Annotated in this window: 17 protein-coding genes and 1 tRNA gene; 6 read left to right on the forward strand and 12 right to left on the reverse strand. The window is 62.1% G+C overall.

The features are described 5' to 3' along the window. Positions 1–67 precede the first annotated feature (67 nt). The 6 genes from AC5WNJ_RS16540 to glnA all read right to left on the reverse strand — a co-directional run bounded on the left by AC5WNJ_RS16540 (position 68) and on the right by glnA (position 9,096). Positions 68–1,819 carry a BCCT family transporter gene (locus AC5WNJ_RS16540; protein WP_495930230.1) on the reverse strand — a complete coding sequence of 584 codons (1,752 nt, stop codon included), beginning with the start codon at positions 1,817–1,819 and terminating at the stop codon, positions 68–70. 480 nt (positions 1,820–2,299) lie between these two features. Beyond that, entirely contained in the window at positions 2,300–3,637 is a 1,338-nt protein-coding gene (locus AC5WNJ_RS16545) for a deoxyguanosinetriphosphate triphosphohydrolase (RefSeq protein ID WP_175090633.1), read from the reverse strand. Between the two features lie 170 nt (positions 3,638–3,807). Then, a complete protein-coding gene (gene ntrC, locus AC5WNJ_RS16550) occupies positions 3,808–5,217 on the reverse strand; it encodes a nitrogen regulation protein NR(I) (RefSeq protein ID WP_176678523.1) in 1,410 nt (469 codons plus the stop codon). After that, positions 5,214–6,308 carry a nitrogen regulation protein NR(II) gene (gene glnL / locus AC5WNJ_RS16555; RefSeq protein WP_290441751.1) on the reverse strand — a complete coding sequence of 365 codons (1,095 nt, stop codon included), beginning with the start codon at positions 6,306–6,308 and terminating at the stop codon, positions 5,214–5,216. Before glnL ends, ntrC begins: the two co-directional genes overlap by 4 nt. Positions 6,309–6,571: 263 nt before the next feature. Continuing rightward, a complete protein-coding gene (locus tag AC5WNJ_RS16560; RefSeq protein WP_253063581.1) occupies positions 6,572–7,258 on the reverse strand; it encodes a DUF4124 domain-containing protein in 687 nt (228 codons plus the stop codon). A 431-nt stretch (positions 7,259–7,689) separates the two neighbouring features. Continuing rightward, a complete protein-coding gene (glnA, locus tag AC5WNJ_RS16565) occupies positions 7,690–9,096 on the reverse strand; it encodes a glutamate--ammonia ligase (RefSeq protein WP_175090632.1) in 1,407 nt (468 codons plus the stop codon). Positions 9,097–9,186: 90 nt separating this feature from the next. On the opposite strand from glnA, the gene AC5WNJ_RS16570 reads away from it, so the two are divergent. The 4 genes from AC5WNJ_RS16570 (at position 9,187) to rnk (ending at position 13,753) form a co-directional block, all read left to right on the forward strand. Then, positions 9,187–9,522 carry a hypothetical protein gene (locus AC5WNJ_RS16570; protein ID WP_495930231.1) on the forward strand — a complete coding sequence of 112 codons (336 nt, stop codon included), beginning with the start codon at positions 9,187–9,189 and terminating at the stop codon, positions 9,520–9,522. A gap of 217 nt (positions 9,523–9,739) precedes the next feature. After that, a complete protein-coding gene (gene typA / locus AC5WNJ_RS16575; RefSeq protein ID WP_176678524.1) occupies positions 9,740–11,548 on the forward strand; it encodes a translational GTPase TypA in 1,809 nt (602 codons plus the stop codon). Between the two features lie 650 nt (positions 11,549–12,198). After that, the gene (locus AC5WNJ_RS16580) at positions 12,199–13,089 is read left to right on the forward strand and encodes a WYL domain-containing protein (RefSeq protein ID WP_043331776.1); all 891 of its coding nucleotides are present in this window, start codon (positions 12,199–12,201) and stop codon (positions 13,087–13,089) included. A 250-nt stretch (positions 13,090–13,339) separates the two neighbouring features. After that, positions 13,340–13,753, forward strand: a complete 414-nt coding sequence (gene rnk / locus AC5WNJ_RS16585) for a nucleoside diphosphate kinase regulator (RefSeq protein ID WP_175090630.1) — start codon at positions 13,340–13,342, stop codon at positions 13,751–13,753. Between the two features lie 5 nt (positions 13,754–13,758). On the opposite strand, the gene AC5WNJ_RS16590 is transcribed toward rnk, so the two are convergent. Then, a complete protein-coding gene (locus tag AC5WNJ_RS16590; protein WP_495930232.1) occupies positions 13,759–15,384 on the reverse strand; it encodes a coniferyl aldehyde dehydrogenase in 1,626 nt (541 codons plus the stop codon). A gap of 250 nt (positions 15,385–15,634) precedes the next feature. Beyond that, positions 15,635–15,711: transfer RNA gene (locus AC5WNJ_RS16595), tRNA-Arg, on the reverse strand. Between the two features lie 144 nt (positions 15,712–15,855). Between AC5WNJ_RS16595 and AC5WNJ_RS16600 the strand changes: the two genes are divergently transcribed. Next, positions 15,856–16,350 (forward strand): c-type cytochrome, encoded by a 495-nt coding sequence (locus tag AC5WNJ_RS16600; RefSeq protein ID WP_495930233.1) that lies wholly within the window; start codon positions 15,856–15,858, stop codon positions 16,348–16,350. 16 nt (positions 16,351–16,366) lie between these two features. On the opposite strand, the gene rep is transcribed toward AC5WNJ_RS16600, so the two are convergent. From rep to pyrE, 4 genes are all read right to left on the reverse strand, one after another. Then, complete coding sequence (rep, locus tag AC5WNJ_RS16605) at positions 16,367–18,448, reverse strand: DNA helicase Rep (protein ID WP_176678526.1); 2,082 nt, start codon at positions 18,446–18,448, stop codon at positions 16,367–16,369. Positions 18,449–18,548: 100 nt separating this feature from the next. Continuing rightward, complete coding sequence (gene trmL / locus AC5WNJ_RS16610; protein ID WP_054556337.1) at positions 18,549–19,022, reverse strand: tRNA (uridine(34)/cytosine(34)/5-carboxymethylaminomethyluridine(34)-2'-O)-methyltransferase TrmL; 474 nt, start codon at positions 19,020–19,022, stop codon at positions 18,549–18,551. Positions 19,023–19,166: 144 nt separating this feature from the next. Next, positions 19,167–19,727 carry a YfaZ family outer membrane protein gene (locus tag AC5WNJ_RS16615; RefSeq protein ID WP_175090625.1) on the reverse strand — a complete coding sequence of 187 codons (561 nt, stop codon included), beginning with the start codon at positions 19,725–19,727 and terminating at the stop codon, positions 19,167–19,169. A gap of 55 nt (positions 19,728–19,782) precedes the next feature. Then, positions 19,783–20,457, reverse strand: coding sequence for an orotate phosphoribosyltransferase (gene pyrE, locus AC5WNJ_RS16620; protein WP_495930234.1), 675 nt, complete (start codon positions 20,455–20,457; stop codon positions 19,783–19,785). Between the two features lie 86 nt (positions 20,458–20,543). Here pyrE and AC5WNJ_RS16625 point away from each other — a divergent pair, with 86 nt between their 5' ends. Continuing rightward, the gene (locus AC5WNJ_RS16625) at positions 20,544–21,311 is read left to right on the forward strand and encodes an exodeoxyribonuclease III (RefSeq protein ID WP_043331765.1); all 768 of its coding nucleotides are present in this window, start codon (positions 20,544–20,546) and stop codon (positions 21,309–21,311) included. The last annotated feature ends 101 nt before the right edge of the window (positions 21,312–21,412 follow it).

Here is a 21,412-nt window from a genome sequence, read left to right on the forward strand (position 1 = left end):
CGCCGCCCGATGGGCGGCGTTCTGTCGTCTGGTCGCGGCCATTCGACTGGCCAGCGGCTATGTCATCTCACAGACGGGAGGGACGGCTGTGCGGGTCGCCTTCGACATGATCCTTGGGCGGGTCCTGCCGCGGCTTGCCTGCTGCCGGCACGTCCTCGTCGGGGATTTCCCAGGTGCCTTCTTCAGTCCAGGGGTCATCTTCCGGGAATTCCTCGATATTGATTTCCTTGACCGTGTAATCCGGCTGGTAGCGCAGGTCATAGTGCGCGGCACGCACGATGGAGATACACAGCATCAAGGCCACTGCCAATAGCGGCACACCCCCGATGATGGAAGCCGTCTGCAGGGTCTCCAGCCCACCGATGAACATCAGCACGATGGGCATGAATGACAGCGCGAAGGCCCAGAACAGGCGATTCCAGCGCATCGGCTCTTCATCGACTTCCTTCTGGACCACGGCAGCCAGAATGTAGGAGATGGAGTCGAAGGTAGTTGCGGTGAAGATCAGTGCCAGCAGCGTGAAGGCGAAGATCACCACGTAGTCCAGCGGCAGCGTGTGCAGCATCGCGAAGATGGCCGCGGTCGGGCTCTGGTCATTGAGGATGGTGACCACGTCCAGCTGACCGGACAGCTGCAGGTAGAGGCCATAGTTGCCCATCACCATGAAGAACAGGAAGCAGCCCATGGTGCCGAAGAACATCGAACCGGCGACCATGGCGCGGATGGTGCGGCCCCGCGAGATACGCGCGATGAACAGCCCCACGCTGGGGGCGAACACCAGCCACCAAGCCCAGTAGAAGATGGTCCAGTCCTGCGGGAAGTGCGTGTCCTCGAAGCCCTTGAACTCGGCGAACGGCTCCAGCCAGGTGGCCATGAGGATCAGGTTGCTCATCACGCGGCCCAGCGCATCCAGACCGGTATTGGCCATGAACAGGGTCGGCCCCACGATGAAGATGAACAGCAACAGGCCGACCGCCAGCCAGAAGTTGATGTCTGACAGCAGCTTGATGCCCTTCTTGAGACCCACGTAGGCGCTGTAGCCGAACAGGGCGGTACACACCAGCAGCACCACGATCTGCGTGGTCAGCGACTTGGGCACCCCGAACAGCTCGTGCACCCCCTCGTTGATCATCGGTGCCGCCAGCCCCAGGGTGGTCGCTCCGCCGCCCAGCATGCCGAAGACGAAGCTGATATCGATCAGCTTGCCCAGCCAGCCATGTGCCAGCTTTTCGCCCAGCACCGGCATCAGCGCCTCGGAAATCTTCAGCACGCTGTGGTGACGCACGTAGTAGAAGTAGGCGATCGGCACGGCGGGGATCAGGTAGATCGCCCATGCCAGCGGGCCCCAGTGGAAGATGCCGTAGGCCGCGGCCCATTCCGCTGCCTCCGGTGTCTGGCCTTCCACATGGAACGGGGGCGACTGGTAGTAGTAGACCCACTCGATCATCGACCAGTACAGGATGGAGGCCCCGATCCCGGCACAGAACAGCATCGCTGCCCATGAGACTATGGAGAATTCGGGCTTCTCCTCGGCATCACCGAGCTTTATCTGACCGATGTCGCTGAAGATGATGTAGATCATGAAGCCGCCGGCCCCCACGCCGAGCAGCAGATAGAGCACACCGAGCTTGCTGGTGACAAAGTTCTTGGCCGCCGATACCCACATCGCGCCCTGCTCGGGGAAGATGACCAGGGGCAGTGTCACTGCCAACAGCAGGAAGATCGAGCCGAAGAAGGTCGGCTTGTCGATCATGTCGAAGGCCTTTTCCGGCCGATCCCCCGCCGTCTTGGCCGATACCGTTCGGGTTTCCTTGCTCATTTATAAGCCTCATTTATCGTTATTGCTGTACATGATAACAGTTTATCATGGTTGATTGCGATACACGCATCCCCACTGCGTACAATCCTAGTACAACGATACAAGCGCCTACGTAAAGATAATTTAACGCATGCAAGTCATTCATTGGCGCGCGGAGGGCCTTGGCGCCTGGGGCCCAGAGAGGAACAGGAAGCACGACGACAGACTGGCAGCGACAGGCAAATCAGCAGGGAAGACACAGCCAGAACAGGCAGCGCAGAGGTGGGCAGCCACAGAGGGGTAAGACGCAGGGAAGGCGCAGCAAAGGCAGCAGATGTCAGGCCGGACAGCAGGCATCCGCCAGGAAACAGCACGGCACCGCTGCCGCTCCCTGGCTGAGATTGATGAGGCTGGAAGTGATGAAGCCTGCAGTGGTCAAGCTTGGGTGAATAGGCATGAAGAGATCAGGCTTGAGATGATCGGGTTGATGGCGCCTCGCTCTCAGTCACCGCGCAGGCGCCCGCCCATCTCCTGGGCGAGATCCACCGCGAAGTGGTCCGTCATGCCGCCGATGAAGTCGAGCATGCGCCGATAGCTGCGGTAGAGATCCCAGTCCTTGGTCGGCGTGTTCTCGCCGATCAACGCCAGCACCCGCTGATGCTTGAAGCTGGAACGCCCCGTGGTATGCAGCTCGTGTGCCGCACCGATGAAGGCCTCGAGCAGAATACCCAGCGTGGTGTAGGCGCCTATCTCCAGCTTGGCCTTGCGCTCGTTGCGGAAGATCTTCTGGCGCGCCAGATTCTTGGCTTCCCGCACGCCCCAGCCAAGGTCGGGGTGGCACAGGTCGAGCAGGTCTTCGCTGAGCGTACCGGCCAGCAGTTCCGTCTCGCGCTGGACGAAAGCCTCGGCGACATCATTGACGGCACGCTCCATCGCCGCGCCTCTCAGCGCCGCCACCTTACGCCGCTGGGAAGTGCCGCGGGCGACCATCTCCTGATATTCGCGCGGCTCGCCACCGCTGATGCCGGTGAGAATCTCGAACACTTCCTCGAACTGCAGGATGCCCATCTCGAGGCCATCTTCCAGGTCCAGCAGCGCATAGCAGATGTCATCGGCGGCCTCGACCAGCCACGCCAGCGGGTGACGGCACCAGCGTCCATCGGCCCGTGCCAGCAGACCGCAACGCTCGGCGACCTGATCCAGCAGCACGCGCTCGCTCTGATAGCAGCCGAACTTGCCGCCCGCCGTGGCGTGCTCCACCGTCCATGGGTACTTGAGCAGCGTGCCCAGCGTCGCTGCCGTCAGGCGCATGCCGCCATGGAACTGGTTGTATTCGATCTGAGTGACGATGCGAAAGCCCTGGGCATTGCCTTCGTAGGTGAGCAGGTCCTCGCGCTCGGCATCGCTCAGCCCGGCCAGCCGACCGTGATCACTGGCGGCCTCGGCGGCGAACCAGTCACGGATGGCGTACTCCCCGGCATGCCCGAAGGGCGGGTTGCCGATGTCATGTCCCAGGCAGCCGGTCTGGACGATGACGCCGAGATCCGACGGCGTGATCCAGTCGGGCAGCTGCTCCTTGAGCTTCTCGCCGACCATCATGCCCAGCGAGCGGCCGACGCAGCCGACCTCCAGCGAGTGGGTCAGGCGCGTGTGGATGTGGTCGTTGTCGGTCAGCGGATGAACCTGGGTCTTGCGCCCCAGGCGACGGAAGGAACCCGCGAACACGATGCGGTCGTGGTCCTTGTGGAAGGGAGTCCGCCCCATCTCACGCGATACGGTGCCCGGTGCGTCATGCAGGCGACTCGGTTCCAGCAGTCGCTCCCAGCTCATCGATGACATCAGGCAACTCCTTGGCAGGCGCCGAGCACTGGCGCCGGCGAGCAGATAACAGGTGAATGACGCGCATGAAAAAGAGAACAGGGATTGTGGCACCCTGTTCTCCTTGTCTCCAGCCCGCTCAAGTCATCCTCAGCTCGCCAAGACTGCCCTCGAACCCGCTCAGGCAGTCCTCAGTCCTCGGCCAGCGCCGGCAGCAGCACCTTGAGCTTGCGGGTCAGGGTGTTGCGTCCCCAGCCCAGCAGCTCGGCGGCTTCGCCCTTGCGACCACCGGTATGCTTGAGGGCCGTCTCGATCAGAATACGCTCGAAGTCGGGCACCGCTTCTTCCAGCAGATGGGTATGACCGGCGGCAAGTGCGCGGTCTGCCCACTCGCGGAAGGCACCACGCCAATCGCCGGAGGCCGCCTCGGTGCCGCTGGCATCGCGCAGCTCCGGCGGCAGGTCCTCGATCATCACTTCTCGCCCCGAGGCCATCACCGTCAGCCAGCGACAGGTGTTCTCGAGCTGGCGCACGTTGCCCGGCCAGTCGAAACGCGTCAGGTGTTTCTCCGCGGCCTCCGTCAGCACCTTGGGCTCGGTCGACAGCTCACGCGCGGCCTCGCCCAGGAAGTGGCTCATCAGACGCGGGATGTCTTCGCGGCGCTCAGACAGGCGCGGCAGATGCACGCGAATCACGTTGAGGCGGTGGAAGAGATCCTCACGGAAACGCCCATCCTCGACCAGCTTTTCCAGGTGCTGGTGCGTCGCGGCGATGATGCGCACGTCGACCTTGACCGGCGTGATGCCACCGACACGATAGAACTCGCCATCGGCCAGCACACGCAGCAGGCGAGTCTGGGTCTCGGCGGGCATGTCACCGATCTCATCGAGGAACAGCGTGCCGCCATCGGCCTGCTCGAAGCGCCCGCGGCGCAGCGCCGTGGCGCCGGTGAAGGCGCCCTTTTCGTGGCCGAACAGCTCCGATTCCATCAGGTCCTTGGGAATCGCGGCCATGTTGAGTGCGATGAACGGCTTGCCGGCGCGCGGCGAGTGCTGATGCAGCGCCTGGGCCACGCGCTCCTTGCCGGTACCGGACTCGCCGTTGATCAGGACGGTGATATGCGACTGTGACAGGCGGCCGATGGCGCGAAAGACTTCCTGCATCGCCGGCGCTTCGCCGATGATTTCCTTGGTCAGTCCTTCCGGCACGGCGGCGGGTGCCTTGGACTCACGGGCATGTGCCACGGCGCGCCGTACCAGCGCCAGCGCTTCATCCACATCGAACGGCTTGGGCAGGTATTCGAAGGCGCCGCCCTGATAGGAAGCCACGGCGCTGTCGAGGTCGGAATGCGCCGTCATCACGATGACGGGCAGGTCCGGGTATTTCTCGCGCACGCGCGCCATCAGGTCGAGGCCATCGGTTCCGGGCATGCGGATATCGGTGATCAGGACATCCGGGCACTGGCGCATGATGCTGGCTTCGGCCTGATCGGCACGCTCGAAGGTTTCCACCTCGAGGTCGGGTTGTGCCAGAGCGCGCTCCAGCACCCAGCGAATGGCACGGTCGTCATCGACGATACAGACGCGGGCAGTCTCGCTCATGTGTGATCTCCAGAAGTGCCGGCTAGCGGAATGAGTAATCGGAATTCGGTATGGCCGGGGCGCGAGTCACACTCGATCAGCCCCTGATGCTGGTGCAGGATGCCTTGGGCGATCGACAGCCCGAGCCCTGAGCCTTCGGCGCGCCCCGAGACCATCGGGTAGAACAGCGTCTCGCGCAGGCTCTCCGGGATGCCGGGGCCGTTGTCGATGATCGCCAGCTCGCACACCAGCCGGTGGCGCTCATGGCCCAGCGTGAATTGCCGGCGAGCGCGGGTCCGCAGCGTGATCTCCCAGGGCGCCTCTTCGCCCTCGTGCGTATCCGGACGGGGCTGCTCGTTGAGCGCCTGGGTCGCGTTGCGTGCGATGTTGAGTACCGCCTGGATCAGCTGGCCTTCATCGCCGATGACCTCCGGGAGGCTCGGGTCATAGTCGGCCGTCAGCTTGATGTGATGCCCTTCCGCCGCCAGCAGGGAGCGCACCCGCTCGGTCACCGAGTGGATGTTGACCGGTGACTGCAGCGGCGGCCGGTTCGGCCCGAGCATGCGATCGACCAGATCACGCAGGCGGTCCACCTCCTCGATGATGATGCGCGTGAACTCCACCATCTGCGGTTCGGGCAGGTCACGTTCGAGAAGCTGGGCGGCACCACGAATGCCGCCGAGCGGATTCTTGACCTCATGCGCCAGCCCGCGTGTCAGCACCTTGACCGCCTCCTGGCGGGCGATCAGCGCTTCTTCGCGCGAGATCTGCATCAAGCGGTCACGCGGTTCTATCTCGACCAGCAGTTCATTGGCGCTGATGGGCGTCGCAGTGAAATCCACCGTCAGCGCTTCATTGGCTGCGTTGATGATCTCGGCCTCACGCTGGGTGTAGGGATGCTGTTCCTCCAGCGCCTTGCGCAGCACATTGACCAGGGTGTCATCCAACCCGGGCATGTTGTCGGGCGTACTGCCCTTCACGCGCACCAGACTCACCGCCAGCAACGTCTCCGCGGCGGGATTCATCCAGACCATCTGCAGTTGTGAGTCCAGCACCACCACGGCAGTGTTGAGGTGTTCGAGCAGTCGTTGATGCATGGGTTTGTTCGCCATCTGCAGTACGTCTCCCTGTTCTGCAATAACCGCGCCAGTCTGGTGCAGGCACCGAGAACACGGCGTCCGATGCTGTGCAACCATTTCTGGCCCCTCATATTGGCACCAAAATGGTGCAGGCGAGAAATCGCGCTCGAGCTCGTGTTGCTTCACTCCGCCATCAGGCAACCCGATATCGACTGGCCCAGACACGAAAAAGCCGCCCGAAGGCGGCCTGTCAGCGAAGGAGAAACGCGCGATGAAAGAAGGCCGCCCAGACGCTGCTAGCCTCCGCCAGCATTGGCAGGATTGTTCGGGTTACGAGGCAGATTGACGCTGGCGCGTTGCACATAGACCACCTTCGGCTCGCTGGTCTGGCGTACGCGACCGGTGGAATCCAGCAACTCCGCCTGGATGACATGCTTGCCACGCTCCAGCGCCGGCACCATGAAGACGGTACTGTGCATGGCGGATTGAGACGGCGCGCCATCCACGGTCACGCGCACCTTGTCTTCCGGACGCAGCTTGGGCTCGATCCCCAGGCGTACCGCCAGATTGCCCGCCTGTCCGGTCTGCAGCGTTTCCTCGTTGGACGGGCTCTGGATGGTGAAGGTGGTATAGCCACGGAAAGCCACATCCACCGCAGGCGCCCGGGTGCTCTCGCTGGATGAGGAAGAACTCACGCGCGACGGCGTGCTGCGCCGCGGCGGCAGGGATTCCGTCGATGGCACCACGCTGAGCGGCGTCAGCTGCACCTTGCTGCCGCCCGCAGGCTGATCACTGAAGACCACGTTGCCATTGGCATCGACGTGGCGATAGACCTGAGCCGCCTGAAGATCGAACGACAGGCTCGTCAGCATCAGCGTCGCTGCCAGCAGCAGGCACTGCAGTGGCTCGGGGCGCGCTGCTGGCAGTGCACGCGAGTCAGTCGCGGGGTTCGCGACGCGCAGGGAGGATACGAAGGGCCACATCCGAAGATTCCTGAAGAGAGTCATGGGAGGCCAGAAGCCGCAGGCAGCTCCAGCGGGATTGGGTCTATCGGCAGGCGATCCTGCTGCCTGTTGACAAGGCTAACAAGTTACAAAGCTTACCGCGTTGATGCCAGCATTTGGGTCCTTCGACAAGACGCCTGCGTGCATTGACTGTCACGCAAGGCTACCACCGCGCCCTGCATATCTGTCATCAGCATGGCCGATATCAGGCAAAAGGATCAGAGCAAAGAGCCAGAACGAAAAACAGGGCCACACCTGTCGGTATGGCCCTGCTGTCGTCATCGTCGTGGGCTTGCCTCCACCTGGAAGGCACTCCGTCAGATGGCCTGGCTAGCGAATGACTGCCTCAACCTCAGCAGCGCCTGGACGCTGCTGTACTTGGGCGTTGCTGTACTTAGGCGTTGCAGTGCTTAGACGCTGTAGTACATGTCGAATTCGAGCGGGTGAGTCGCCATTCGCAGGCGCTGGACGTCTTCGCCCTTCAGCTCCAGGTAGGCATCGATCATGTCGTCGGTGAAGACGCCGCCCTGGGTCAGGAACTCACGATCGCCGTCAAGCGCGGTCAGGGCCTGTTCGAGGCTCTCGGCCACGGTCGGGATGGACTTGGCTTCTTCGGCCGGCAGGTCGTAGAGGTTCTTGTCCATCGCGTCGCCCGGGTGGATCTTGTTCTTGATACCGTCGATACCGGCCATCAGCATCGCGGAGAACGCCAGGTACGGGTTGGCCGTCGGATCCGGGAAACGCGCCTCGACACGCTTGCCTTTCGGGCTGGCGGTGTACGGGATACGGATGGAGGCGGAACGGTTGCGGGCAGAGTAGGCCAGCATGACCGGCGCTTCGAAGCCCGGCACCAGACGCTTGTAGGAGTTGGTGGACGCATTGGTGAAGGCGTTCAGGGCACGAGCGTGCTTGATGATGCCGCCAATGTAGTAGAGAGCCATTTCGGACAGACCCGCGTACTCGTCACCGGCGAATTGGTTGTCGCCATCCTTCCAGAAGGACTGGTGAACGTGCATGCCTGAACCGTTGTCACCGACCAGCGGCTTGGGCATGAAGGTCGCGGACTTGCCGTAGGCGTGAGCCACGTTGTGGATCACGTACTTGAGTTCCTGAACCTCATCGGCCTTCTTGACCAGGGTATTGAACTTGACGCCAATCTCGTTCTGGCCGGCGTTCGCCACTTCGTGGTGGTGAACTTCGACTTCCTGACCGATGGCTTCCAGAGTGTTGCACATGGCAGCACGGATATCGTGGAAGCTGTCGATCGGCGGGACCGGGAAGTAGCCGCCCTTCAGACGCGGACGGTGACCCAGGTTGCCGCCTTCCGGCGTGGAATCGGTCGCCCAGGCACCTTCTTCGGAAGAGATCTTGAACATGGAACCGTTCATCTCGTTCTTCCAGTGCACTTCGTCGAAGATGAAGAATTCCGGCTCCGGACCGAAGAAGGCGGTGTCGCCCAGACCGGTAGACTTCAGGTATTCCTCGGCGCGCTTGGCGACGGAACGCGGATCGCGCTCATAGCCCTGCATGGTGGCCGGCTCGATGACGTCGCAGCGCAGCACCAGGGTGGTGTCTTCGGTGAACGGGTCGAGGAAGGCAGTGCCGTCGTCCGGCATCAGGATCATGTCGGATTCGTTGATGCCCTTCCAACCTTCGATGGAGGAACCATCGAACATCTGGCCGTTCTCGAAGAATTCCTCATCCACTGCACGCGCCGGGATGGAGACGTGCTGCTCCTTGCCCTTGGTGTCGGTGAAGCGCAGATCAACCCACTTGACTTCGTGTTCTTCAATCAGGGCAAGTGTCTTCTCAGCCATGGTAATTCTCCGATGGAGCCGGCGGCTCTGGTTACAGTTGGTGTCAGCGTTGTCTGGGGTTATTGCTCTATTTTGTAAGCCTTTTCTCTCATGGTCAGCGTCGTTATGCCAGCCATCAGACAGGATGCTCTAACAATGCAGCGAGCGTGCCAGAATGGCGCACGCCGCATCGTCGATTTCAGTAAGATCATGAATATGCTGAAAAAAAACATCACCATCTTCATGCATGCAGCACGAAAACCCGACCAAGGATGGGCCGACAAGGTGCAAAAATTCTTGCCGCGCAGTGCAGATTCATCATTTGAGTGCACCAAAAAACGCCATTGCTCCAAATTGGTGCAAAACGCTGAATCTCAAGTATTTCTCCGCTCACACCCGATGATCACGTCAGCATCAGATTGCGGTCATTTCTTCCTTTCATCCTGATGTTGGCCTCGACTCACAAGTTTTTTTTCATGCGCGACAGGGGGGCGGAAAAGACTTGAGAGACAATCATTTGGGCACTTCAGACCAATTGAAGGCACTCGCTGACTCGCCTCGTGAATGCACGATGCTGGCAGGAGGCATGCCATGCCCCCTATAATGCGCCCCAAATCACAAGCGCCCGGTACGCGAGCGCCCATTTTCCGCACAGGTTCCCGTCGTGATCGAGAAACTTCGCAACATAGCCATCATCGCCCACGTTGACCACGGTAAAACTACCCTGGTCGACAAGCTCCTGAGTCAGTCTGGCACCCTGGACCGCAAGGCCGAGGGTCAGGAACGCATCATGGATTCCAACGACCAGGAAAAAGAGCGCGGCATCACCATTCTCGCGAAGAACACCGCGATCCAGTGGAACGACTACCACATCAACATCGTGGATACCCCCGGGCACGCTGACTTCGGTGGCGAAGTCGAGCGCGTGATGTCCATGGTCGATTCCGTACTACTGCTGGTCGATGCCGTCGATGGCCCGATGCCGCAGACGCGCTTCGTGACCCAGAAGGCATTCGCCCAGGGCCTGAAGCCGATCGTCGTCGTCAACAAGATCGACCGTCCGGGCTCTCGTCCTGACTGGGTCGTTGACCAGATCTTCGATCTGTTCGACAACCTGGGCGCGACTGACGAGCAGCTCGACTTCCCGATCATCTACTGCTCTGCCCTCAACGGCATTGCCGGTATGGACCCGGAAGACCTGAAAGACACCATGGACCCGATGTTCCAGTCCATCGTCGACATCGTCGAGCCGCCGAAGGTCGAGCTGGACGGTCCGTTCCAGATGCAGATCTCCGCACTGGACTACAACAGCTACGTCGGCGTCATCGGTCTGGGCCGCATCAAGCGCGGCGCCGTCAGCCCGGGTCAGCAGGTGTCCATCATCACCAAGGAAGGCGCTGTCCGTAAGGGCAAGATCGGCCAGGTCATGACTCACATGGGTCTGGACCGCGTGCAGACCGACAAGGCGACTGCCGGCGATATCGTCTGCATCACCGGTATCGAGAACCTCGCGATCTCCGACACCATCTGCGACACCGCCACTGTCGAGGCGCTGCCGCCGCTGACCGTCGATGAGCCGACCGTCTCCATGACCTTCCAGGTCAATGACTCTCCGTTCGCCGGTCAGGACGGCAAGTTCGTCACCAGCCGCAACATCCGTGAGCGTCTGGATCAGGAACTGATCCACAACGTCGCACTGCGCGTCGAACAGGGCGAGACGCCGGAGAAATTCGTCGTCTCCGGTCGTGGTGAGCTTCACCTCTCCGTTCTCATCGAATCCATGCGTCGTGAAGGCTTCGAGCTGGCCGTGGGTCGTCCGGAAGTCATCATCAAGGAAATCGACGGCAAGAAGCAGGAGCCGTACGAAGAAGTCATCATCGACTGTGAAGAGCAGCACCAAGGCTCCATCATGGAAGAGCTGGGCTACCGCAAGGGCGAGCTGACCAACATGAACCCGGATGGCAAGGGTCGTGTGCGTCTGGACTTCATCATCCCGTCTCGCGGTCTGATCGGCTTCCGTGGGCAGTTCCTGACCCTGACCTCCGGTACCGGCATCCTGACCAGCCGCTTCGATCACTACGGTGACCTGAAGGAAGGCGCAGGCGTCGAGCGCCGCAACGGCGTCATGATCTCCATGGTGCCGGGCAAGGCACTGTCCTACGCCCTGTACACCCTGCAGGAACGTGGCAAGCTGATCATCGGTCACGGTACCGAAGTCTATGAAGGCATGCTGGTCGGTATTCACAACCGTGCCAATGACCTGGTCGTGAACCCGACCAAGGCCAAGAAGCTCGATAACATGCGTTCTACCGGCAACGATGAAAACATCGTGCTGACGCCGCCGATTCGCTTCACCCTGGAACAGGCGATCGAGTTCCTGGATTCCGATGAGCTGGTGGAAGTCACTCCGCAGCACATCCGTATCCGCAAGAAGTACCTGAAAGAGAACGAGCGCAAGCGCGCCAGCAAGTAAGCTGGCCCAGCCCGCCCCCTGTCTGATGTCAGGGGGCATCGTGCTCAAACGCAAAAGACCCGCCAACTCGGCGGGTCTTTTGCGTTTGAGCACTTTTCGTTGTTGCCGTAAAGGGCTGCATGACTACCTCTCTAATACTTGTGAATGTCATTGCAGAAAGTGCGTCGCTATTAGGGCTCGCAGAATAAGGCAACTTTGCGCGATACCTTGGCCTAAGGCATCTCTAACACTTAAATGAGGGTTATATGAGGCATATTAGTGTTGTGCATATAGCGTCTTCATTCAGAGCATGCCACTCGCGGCCAACGCCCCTGCGCAATTTCATGTCTTGATCTATTGATAGCGCGCAATCACACGACACCGAGCAAGGATAAATCGTCGAATTATGATGATGCGTCGCGTTTGAACGACGCAAAAACGAGACGTCGATGCGCAGTCACTAGGGTCAACGCAACGGAGCAGGTATCTTCTGCCGGAGTCTTCTTCATGCATATCCTGCAGTTAACGAAGGCTTGTTCGCCACACGCCACCCGGAGCAGGGTCCTCTTACCGATCCTCGTGAGCACTCGCCATGTGTCGCCATTGCCAAGCCAGATGTGTGCAATGCGTCACGAATACGCTCCAGAAGACCCGTATGAAAGGATTCAGCAATGAGCATCAAGCAACGCCTCGAAGTCCTGCCATGGGACACGCTGGCGCGTTACCGCCTGATCGAGATCATCGCCTTGTGGGAGGGGCGAGTCACTTCGCGTCATCTGGGCAACGCCTTCGGTATCGCCAGGCAGCAAGCCTCGCGCGTCATGAAGACCTACCGCGAGACGGTCGCCGAGAACAATCTCGAGTATGACCCCGTCATCAAGGGCTACCGTCCGTCGGCGAATTTCTGCCCCATGTTGACGCGGGGTGAGGTCGATGAATACCTGCAATTGCTGGGCAATCATGACAATCTGAATCCGCATTTCACCGGGTTGGGGCTAGGGCAGGCAAACACCGAAGCCCTGCGCCTGCCGTCACGCAGCGCCAGTCCGCCGGTGGTCAGAGCCTTGATCGAAGCCGCCAGTCAGGGCGCGCGTCTCGAGGTAACCTACGCCTCTCTCAACTCTCCCCAGGGAGAGGAGCGCATCCTGTGCCCGCATACGCTGGTCTACGCCGCCGGCCGCTGGCATGTGCGCGCCTTCTGCGAGAAGAACCGCGCTTTTCGCGACTTCGTGCTGTCTCGATTCCGCGCGGTGCCGGAGCTGTTCGGTGAAGCCCTCGAGGGCAGCCAGCGCGAGTGCGATGAAGGCTGGGAGACGCGCGTCACCTTGAAACTGGGCGCCGACCCACGCCTGACCCCCGCCGAGCGCGGCCTGATAGAGCAGGACCACGGCATGGTGGATGGCGAGCTGCACCTGCCGACACGCGGTGCTCTGGTGCAGTACGTCCTGCGCGAGTTGGGCATCAATCCGGACCATCTGGAAGAGTCTCCGCGCGCCCAGCAGCTGGTCGTGCTCAATCGCGACGAGATCACTGACTGGCTGTTCGTCAGCTCCAGCGCCTGACGCGGGAGTGAGCGGGTCTGCCCCTTGCTCTTTCCTGGCTCTCCCAATGCCCGACCACTGTCCAGCCATGGCCCAGTCATAGCCCTCGCGCTGACCTCAAGTTGCCTGAATGGACTATCCATCGCCGAGCGAAGTTTATATGATGACTTCTGCACACAGTCCTTCGCCCTTCCCGGCGGAGGGCTGTTTTTTTGGTGTCCAGCAAGGCCTTGCTCGCAAGGGGCTGACACCACGACTGACAGGAGGTCTCATGGCCACACTTCCCTCGATCATCATCAATCGTCTGGACGCCGAACGCCTCGAGCGCCTGATTGATCGCGTTGCCGCCGCCGACCGTCAGGTGGCAGAACAGCTTGAGGACGAGCTGGAGCGCGGCGAGGTCGTCGAGCCTCACGAGGTGCCCGCCGATATCGTCAGCATGAACAGCCGCGTGGAGTTCACGGACCTGACCCGCCAGCAGACTCTGGTGCGCACGCTGGTCTATCCGCATGCGCTGCCCGGCCAGCAGGATGGCCTGTCGGTGCTGGCGCCACTGGGGGCTGCCCTGCTCGGCCTCAAGGTCGGTAGCCTCATCGAGTGGCGGCTGCCGGATGGCAGCCTGCATGAGGTGCGTATCGAGGCGCTGCATTACCAGCCGGAAAGTGCCGGCGACCTGCACCGCTGAAACGCCTAGCGCATCAGCAGGCGGCGGATAAGACCATGGATGGCGCGCGCTGTCGGCCCGTCGGCATAGGGCGGATACATCAGTCGTGCGCCATTCATGCGCCCCTTGGCGAAGATTCCCTTGGCCTTGCTGAGCGTCTGGAAGCCTTCCCTGCCATGATAATGCCCCATGCCGGACGGCCCGATGCCCCCGAACGGCATGTCATCCTGCGCCACATGCAACAGGGTGTCGTTCAGACACATTCCGCCCGCATGCGTGCCCTCGGTGACCCGCTGCTGTTCGTGCTTGTCGTGGCCAAAGTAATACAGCGCCAGCGGCCGGGGGCGGGCGTTCACATAGGCCATCGCGCTGGATAGCATATTCGCCGCGCCCTTCTCGCTGGACCCAGCCTTCTCCCTCGACTCGCGATCAGCCTCGTTCGCGTCCTGCACGACGGCCAGGCCGACGATCGGCAGCAGCGGGCCGAAGATTTCCTCCTGCATCACGCGCATCTCATCCGTCACATCGAGCAACGCCAGCGGCGGCATCAGACGCTTCTCGACCAGCTCCGGGTCATTCCAGTCGGGACTGTCGACCAGAGTCCTGAGTGTCGCACCCTTCGCCAGGGCGTCCTCGAGCACCTCTCGCAAGCGCTGGTACTGACGCTGATTGATGATGCGCGAATAGTCCTGCGTCTCGCAGAAGCGAGGATAGAAGCGCTGTAAGGCCTCGCCCAGCGCCGTGACCAGCAGCGGGACCTGGTCGTCACTGCACAGCACGTAGTCCGGCGCGACGCAGGTCTGGCCGGCGTTCATGCCCTTGCCGAAGGCCAGCCGCCCTGCCGCTTCACGACGCTGCGCCTCATCCGCCATCAGCTCACGCGACATGATCACCGGCGACTTGCCGCCCAGCTCCAGCGTCACGGGGGTCAGGTTGTCCGCCGCGGCACGCATCACATGCTTGCCGACCGCCGTGCTGCCGGTGAACAGCAGGTGGTCGAAGGGCAAGGCCGAGAAGGCCGCCGCCACATCGGCCTCCCCCGTCACGACTGCCACCTGCACCTCATCGAAGGCATCGAGCAGCATCACGCGCAGCGCCTCGGCGGTCTCGGGGGTGAACTCGCTCATCTTGATCATCACCCGATTACCGGCGCTCAGGGCGCTGATCAAGGGGCCGATCGCCAGATAGAGGGGATAGTTCCAGGGCACGATGATGCCGATCACGCCCAGCGGCTGATAGACGACGCGCGCAGAGGCCGGCTGGAAGGCGGCGCTGACATGGCGCTTCGAGGGCTTCATCCAGCCCTTCAGGTGACGGCGCGCATGACGAATGCCTTCGTAGCTCGGTACCAGTTCGGCCAGACGCGTCTCATGGGCGCTGCGGTGGCCGAAATCGGCGCTGATCGCCGCGATCAAGGCCTCCTCGTGTGACTTGAGCGCATCACGCAGCGCGGTCAGCCAGGCCTGTCGCTCATCGGCGCTGGGCATCGGCGACAGGCCATAGGCGGCGCGCTGGTCTTCCAGCAGCGCCTGCATGCGCGTGATTTCCCGGGCGACAGCCCCGCTGGTCTCATTGGACGAGCCAGCAGACGAGACAGCAGGCGAGGTAGCGGATTCAGGCGAAGCAGGATCAACAGGGGCGGCAGTCGTCATGAGAACATCCAGTGAGGGCCAGCGGAGCCAGCAGCGAAGGCAGACCGCCACGAGTATGGCGTACCAGCCGATAGCGACCGGCGCGAAGAGGATCGCCGGCGTGATTCACCCTGTTTTAGAACACTCGTTTGATGGCGTCAAAGAAAGTCGCCTGCGCCGCTGCCGCACGCCGCAATGCAAAAAGCCCCCGCACCGTGAGGTACGAGGGCTTTTCGGGTGTCGACCGGCAATGCCGGTGACGGGAATTCGTTGGCGCGCCCAGCAGGATTTGAACCTGCGACCCCTGCCTTCGGAGGGCAGTACTCTATCCAGCTGAGCTATGGGCGCGCATGCCAGGGTTGCAGTGAACCGAGGCGCACTTATGGTAACGTCTTGATTCTACGATGTCGAGATATCCCGCCAGCCATGCGGTTGCTGCCCCTCCGGCGAGCGCTATACTGGCTCGATACACAGCCCCAAAAGGTGCACGCCATGCAAGTTCGCCGGCCAGCCGCTCCATCCCCCACGCGCTCTCCCCTGTCACGCCTGTCGAGCGCGATGCTGCTGGGCATGCTTGTCAGCGTGTCGGCACACGCTGCCGACAACTCTCGCGAGGCGATTGCCGAGCGACTCAAGCCGGTGGGCGAGCTGTGCGTGAAGGGCGAGGCCTGCGCCGGTGATACAGCGACTGCGAGCGCGCCGCCAGCCGACAGCGCCACTGGCGGCCAGGCCACTACCGCCAGCGCGATTGACGGTGAGAAGGTCTACGGTGGCATCTGCATGGCCTGCCACACCACGGGCGCCGCCGGTGCCCCGCGTCTGGGCGAAGCCGGCGACTGGCAGGGCCGCCTCGCCAAGGGCGACGCGACGCTCTACACCCACGCCATCGAAGGCTTCAATGCCATGCCGGCCAAGGGCGGCAACCCGGCGCTTTCCGACGACGAAGTGAAAGCCGCCGTCGATTATCTGCTCGACTCGGTGCGCTGACCCTCGCAAGCGAGTGCTAACCGAGCAGTGAACGCAGGCCCGCGATGGCATCCCGTCCGCGGGCCACCTTCTTCTCCTGGTCCTGCGGCTTGTCGGCGCGCCCTTCCCACTCGAGGTCTTCCGGCGGCAGCTCATCCAGGAAGCGACTCGGTACGCAGTCCATCATCTCGCCGTAGGTCTTGCGCTGGCGCGCCAGCGTCAGCACCAGGGTGCGCCGCGCCCGGGTGATGCCGACGTAGGCGAGGCGACGCTCCTCCTCCACCGTGTCCATCTCGATGGAGTTGCGGTGCGGCAGCAGGTCTTCCTCCAGCCCCAGCACGTAGACATGCGGAAACTCCAGGCCCTTGGAGGCATGCAGCGTCAGCAGCTGCACGCGGTCCGAGTCATCTTCCTCGGCCTGCTGCTCGAGAATGTCGCGCAGTACCAGGCGTGAGATGGCCGCCGCGACATCGCCAGTCTCAGTATCGCCGATCATCGCCTCGCTGCCTTCGAGCTCCTCCACCTCTTCCTGCGGATTGCCGCTGATCGACTTCTCGAGCTGATCGACCAGAATCCAGACGTTGGCCATGCGCCGCTCGGCGATCTTGGGGGCACTGGCGTTCTGATACAGCCAGCCTTCGTAATCCACCTCGCGGAACAGCTCGCGGATCGCGCTGATCGACTGGCCGGCGTCCATCTCGCGGCGCACGCGGTCCAGCGTGTGGGTGAAGCGACCGAGGCGGTCCAGCGCCCGCTCGCTCAGCTGCTCGCGCAGGCCCATCTCGCTGCAGGCGGCGTAGAGTGACACGCCACGCCCGGTGGCGTAGTTGGCCAGCTTCTCCAGCGTGCCCGGCCCGACTTCACGCCGCGGCACGTTGACGATGCGCAGGAAGGCGTTGTCGTCTGCTGGATTGATCAGCAGACGCAGATAGGCCATCGCGTCCTTGATCTCGTTGCGCCCGAAGAAGGAGGTGCCGCCGGAGAGCTTGTAGGGAATCTGGTAGTGCTGCAGCTTCAGCTCCAGCAGGCGTGCCTGGAAGTTGCCGCGATAGAGCACCGCGAAGTCACGCCATTCGGCGCCTTCCTTGATGCGCCGCGTGAGGATCTCGCCCGCCACACGCTCGGCCTCGGCCTCTTCGTTGCGATTCATGATGATGCGGATCGGGTCGCCATCGCCCATCTGCGACCACAGCGTCTTGTCGTAGACGTGCGGATTGTTGGCGATCAGGGTGTTCGCCGCGCGCAGGATGATGCCGGTGGAGCGATAGTTCTGCTCCAGCTTGATCAGGTTCAGGCGTGGGAAGTCCTCGCCGAGAGTGACGAGATTCTCGGGGCGCGCGCCGCGCCAGGCGTAGATCGACTGGTCATCATCGCCCACCACCGTGAAGGTCTGGCGCTCCTGCATCAGCATCTTCACCAGCAGGTACTGGCTGATGTTGGTGTCCTGATACTCATCGACCAGCATGTAATGGATGCGCCGCTGCCAGCGCGCCAGCACCTCGGGATGATCACGGAACAGCACCACCGGCAGCAGGATCAGGTCATCGAAGTCCACCGCGTTGTAGGCCTTGAGATGCCGGTTGTAGGCCTCGTAGATCACCGCGGCGTACTGGGCGTCTTCATCCTCGGCATGCGACAGCGCCGCCCCGGGCAGGACCAGGTCATTCTTCCAGGTGGAAATCTGACTCTGCACCGCGTTGATCTGCTCGGCGTCGGTGTCGGCTTCCTTGTGCATCAGCTCCTTGATCAACACCTTGGCGTCATCGGTGTCGAACAGCGAGAAGCCCGGCTTGTAGCCCAGCGTCTTCAGCTCGCCGCGGATGATGGTCAGCCCGAGGGTGTGGAAGGTCGAGACGATCAGCCCGTGGCCCTCGCGACCCTTGAGCATCTTGCCGACACGCTCCTTCATCTCGCGCGCCGCCTTGTTGGTGAAGGTCACGGCGGCGATGTTGCGTGCCTTCATACCGCATTCCTGCACCAGATAGGCGATCTTGGTCGTGATCACGCTGGTCTTGCCTGATCCGGCACCGGCCAGTACCAGACAGGGGCCATCGATGGCGCGCACGGCTTCCTGCTGGCGGGGGTTGAGCTTGGCGAGGCGATCACGGATCTCGGTCATCACGGTGTCCTGCTGGGCGAAGAAAGGGAGCGGAAATGCATCTCACGCGGGGCGATGGTCGATCAATCGAGGGCTGGCCGATCAATCGCGGGCTGGCCGATCAATCAAGGATTGCGGCGCCGGCGAAATCGAGCTGACGCCAGCTCTCATAGACGACCACGGCGACGGCATTCGACAGGTTCATGCTGCGGCTGTCGGCCAGCATCGGCAGGCGCAACACCTGCTCACGGGGCAGACTGTCGAGCATCGCCTGTGGCAGGCCGCGGGTCTCGGGGCCGAACACCAGCGCATCACCGGCCTGGAAGCTGGCCTCATGCGGCGCGGTGCGCCCACGCGTCGAAAGCGCGAAGACCCGCGAAGGTTTCACGCTCGCCACGAAATCATCGAGACTGGCATGGCGCTGCACACGTGCCCACTCATGATAATCGAGACCGGCGCGGCGCAGGCGCTTGTCATCCAGCTCGAACCCCAACGGCTCGATCAGATGCAGGCGGTAACCGGTATTGGCACACAGCCGAATGATGTTGCCGGTATTGGGCGGAATCTCGGGCTGATAGAGCACGATATCGAGCATGAGCAGACTCGCGACAGAAGGCGAAAACAGGGGACTGGCCAGCGATAATCACCTGGCCATGACAACGCAAAGCGGGCCCCGAAGGGCCCGCCATCTTACCGCAATGCGTGACTCACGCGGAGCACGCGTTGCCGAGAGCCATACTCAGAACTGCAGACGCATACCGACCAGCGGGCCGGAATCCAGTGTGCGTTCGTCACGGTTCTCGAAGTCGGCCTTCACCTTGCGATAGCCGACATAGCCCTCGACGTTGTCGATGACCTGATAGCGTGCGCGCAGGCCGTATTCGTAGCTGTGCTCGAGGTCGTTGCTGGTCGCGACGTCCGGGGTCACGTAGCCGTAGCCACCCAGCGAGACGCGCGGTGCGCCCGGCAGGTAGTAGTAGCCGTAGCCGCCGAGGCCCAGACCGCCGCCGTCACCGTGGTCGGTGTCGTACTGGCTCCAGCGTGCGCCGAGGCCCACGTCGTATTCGCTGGTGCGCTCGGTGCCCAGCAGCTGGACGTGACCGGCCGTGACGTCGTCGTGATCATCGCTGGACAGGATACCGCCGCCGAGCTGGACGCCATTGCTGATCTCGCCATTGATTTCGCCCTGAACGGCTTCACTATTCAGGTTGAGGTCAGCGTTGCCGGCCATGGCCGGGGCGGACAGACTGGCCGCGAGGATGGCTGCCGAAAGGCCGAGAATGTTACGGTGAGCTGTCATGTATGCACCTCTGTACGTGACTGGGAAGGTAATGCTGCGCGGGTCATGAACGCTCTCAGGCGCCCTGGAGACCGTATTGCGCACGGTAGTCGCGAATCGCGACCGCATGCCCAGACAGTTCCTGCTGTGCGTATTGTTCCAGATATTCGAGCACCTGGTCGAGCGTCACGATACTGACCACGGGCATGGAGAAACGTGCCTCCACTTCCTGAATGGCGCTGTTCGCCTTCAGGCCTCCCTGACCATCGGGAGCGCGCTCCTGGCGGTCCAGTGCGATCACGACGCCCGCCGCCTTGGCACTCTCGGCGTGGATGATCTCCATCACTTCGCCGATGGCGGTGCCGGCGGTGATGACATCATCGATGATCATCACGCGGCCTGCGAGGGGCGCGCCGACCAACGAGCCCCCTTCACCATGGGTCTTGGCTTCCTTGCGATTGAAGGTGAACGGCATGTCTCGATCATGATGGTCAGCCAGCGCCACGGCCGTCACGGCACCCAGCGGGATACCCTTGTACGCCGGACCGAACAGCACATCGGCCTGCAGGCCTGATTCGACGATGGCACGCGCATAGAAGCGTCCCAGACGCGCCAGGGCCTGTCCGGAGCGGAATAGACCAGCATTGAAGAAGTAGGGGCTCACCCGCCCGGACTTGAGCGTAAACTCGCCAAACCGCAGCACGTCCTGCTCGATGGCAAACTCAATGAACTCCCGCTGGTAGTCCTGCATCCGATATCACCTTTGAATTCGTTAGCCATTTACCAAATCGTCTAAAGCTCGGGTATCATACAGGCGCGACGAACCAGGGACCACGTATGAAAATCGCTACAGTTAACGTCAATGGTATTCGAGAAGCGGTCAGCCGCGGCTTCCTCGACTGGCTTGCCAGTCAGGACGCCGACGTCGTCTGCATCCAGAACCTCAAGGCCAAGAGCTTCGAGCTCGACGACAGCATCCTCTACCCGGAAGGGTACGAAGGCTACTTCCTGGACGCCGAAAAAGACGGCTTCTCAGGGGTTGGCCTCTATTGCCGCCAGATTCCCAAGGCCATCATGTATGGACTGGGCTTCGAGCAGTGCGATAACGAAGGCCGCTACCTGCAGGCCGATTACGACCGCTTCAGCATCTGCTCTTTCCTGATGCCTGACGGAAGTGATCCGGCTGCCAAGGGCGCCTTCATGGAGCAGTATCAGGAATACCTCAGCAAGCTGCGCCGCAAGCGTCGTGATTACATGATCTGCGGCACCTGGCATGTGGCCCACAAGACCGTCGACCTCGCCAACTGGTCCGACAATCAGATGACGCCGGGCTTCAAGCCGGAAGAGCGCGCATGGATGGATCAGGTCTTCGGCCCGATCGGCTTCATCGACGCCTTCCGCGAAGTCAACCGCGATGCCGACCAGTACTCCTGGTGGCCTGCGCTGGACAGTGACCAGCCGCGCGCCCGTCAGGAAGGCTGGCGCCTCGACTATCAGGTCATCGACCCGAACCTGCGTCGTCATATCAAGGACGCCTGGATCGACACCGATGCCACCTTCAGCGAGTTCGCACCGGTCATCGTCGAGTACGACCTCGAGCTGTGATGCACGCTGTCACCCCTTGAGCGTTCAGCCTCGGGCCACCCTGCCAGTCGCATGATGTGCCTTCGGGCACAGACGAAAACGCCCCCATCGCGCAAGCGGTG

The sequence above is a fragment of the Cobetia sp. PDI-23MA genome (assembly GCF_059507735.1).

Excerpts from the sequence above, each read along its gene's own strand:
- AC5WNJ_RS16540 (WP_495930230.1), bottom strand. The coding sequence starts at position 1,819 with ATGAGCAAGGAAACCCGAACGGTATCGGCCAAGACGGCGGGGGATCGG.
- AC5WNJ_RS16545 (WP_175090633.1), bottom strand. The coding sequence starts at position 3,637 with ATGTCATCGATGAGCTGGGAGCGACTGCTGGAACCGAGTCGCCTGCAT.
- ntrC (WP_176678523.1), bottom strand. The coding sequence starts at position 5,217 with ATGAGCGAGACTGCCCGCGTCTGTATCGTCGATGACGACCGTGCCATT.
- glnL (WP_290441751.1), bottom strand. The coding sequence starts at position 6,308 with ATGGCGAACAAACCCATGCATCAACGACTGCTCGAACACCTCAACACT.
- AC5WNJ_RS16560 (WP_253063581.1), bottom strand. The coding sequence starts at position 7,258 with ATGTGGCCCTTCGTATCCTCCCTGCGCGTCGCGAACCCCGCGACTGAC.
- glnA (WP_175090632.1), bottom strand. The coding sequence starts at position 9,096 with ATGGCTGAGAAGACACTTGCCCTGATTGAAGAACACGAAGTCAAGTGG.
- AC5WNJ_RS16570 (WP_495930231.1), top strand. The coding sequence starts at position 9,187 with ATGGTCAGCGTCGTTATGCCAGCCATCAGACAGGATGCTCTAACAATG.
- AC5WNJ_RS16580 (WP_043331776.1), top strand. The coding sequence starts at position 12,199 with ATGAGCATCAAGCAACGCCTCGAAGTCCTGCCATGGGACACGCTGGCG.
- rnk (WP_175090630.1), top strand. The coding sequence starts at position 13,340 with ATGGCCACACTTCCCTCGATCATCATCAATCGTCTGGACGCCGAACGC.
- AC5WNJ_RS16590 (WP_495930232.1), bottom strand. The coding sequence starts at position 15,384 with ATGACGACTGCCGCCCCTGTTGATCCTGCTTCGCCTGAATCCGCTACC.
- AC5WNJ_RS16600 (WP_495930233.1), top strand. The coding sequence starts at position 15,856 with ATGCAAGTTCGCCGGCCAGCCGCTCCATCCCCCACGCGCTCTCCCCTG.
- rep (WP_176678526.1), bottom strand. The coding sequence starts at position 18,448 with ATGACCGAGATCCGTGATCGCCTCGCCAAGCTCAACCCCCGCCAGCAG.
- trmL (WP_054556337.1), bottom strand. The coding sequence starts at position 19,022 with ATGCTCGATATCGTGCTCTATCAGCCCGAGATTCCGCCCAATACCGGC.
- AC5WNJ_RS16615 (WP_175090625.1), bottom strand. The coding sequence starts at position 19,727 with ATGACAGCTCACCGTAACATTCTCGGCCTTTCGGCAGCCATCCTCGCG.
- pyrE (WP_495930234.1), bottom strand. The coding sequence starts at position 20,457 with ATGCAGGACTACCAGCGGGAGTTCATTGAGTTTGCCATCGAGCAGGAC.
- AC5WNJ_RS16625 (WP_043331765.1), top strand. The coding sequence starts at position 20,544 with ATGAAAATCGCTACAGTTAACGTCAATGGTATTCGAGAAGCGGTCAGC.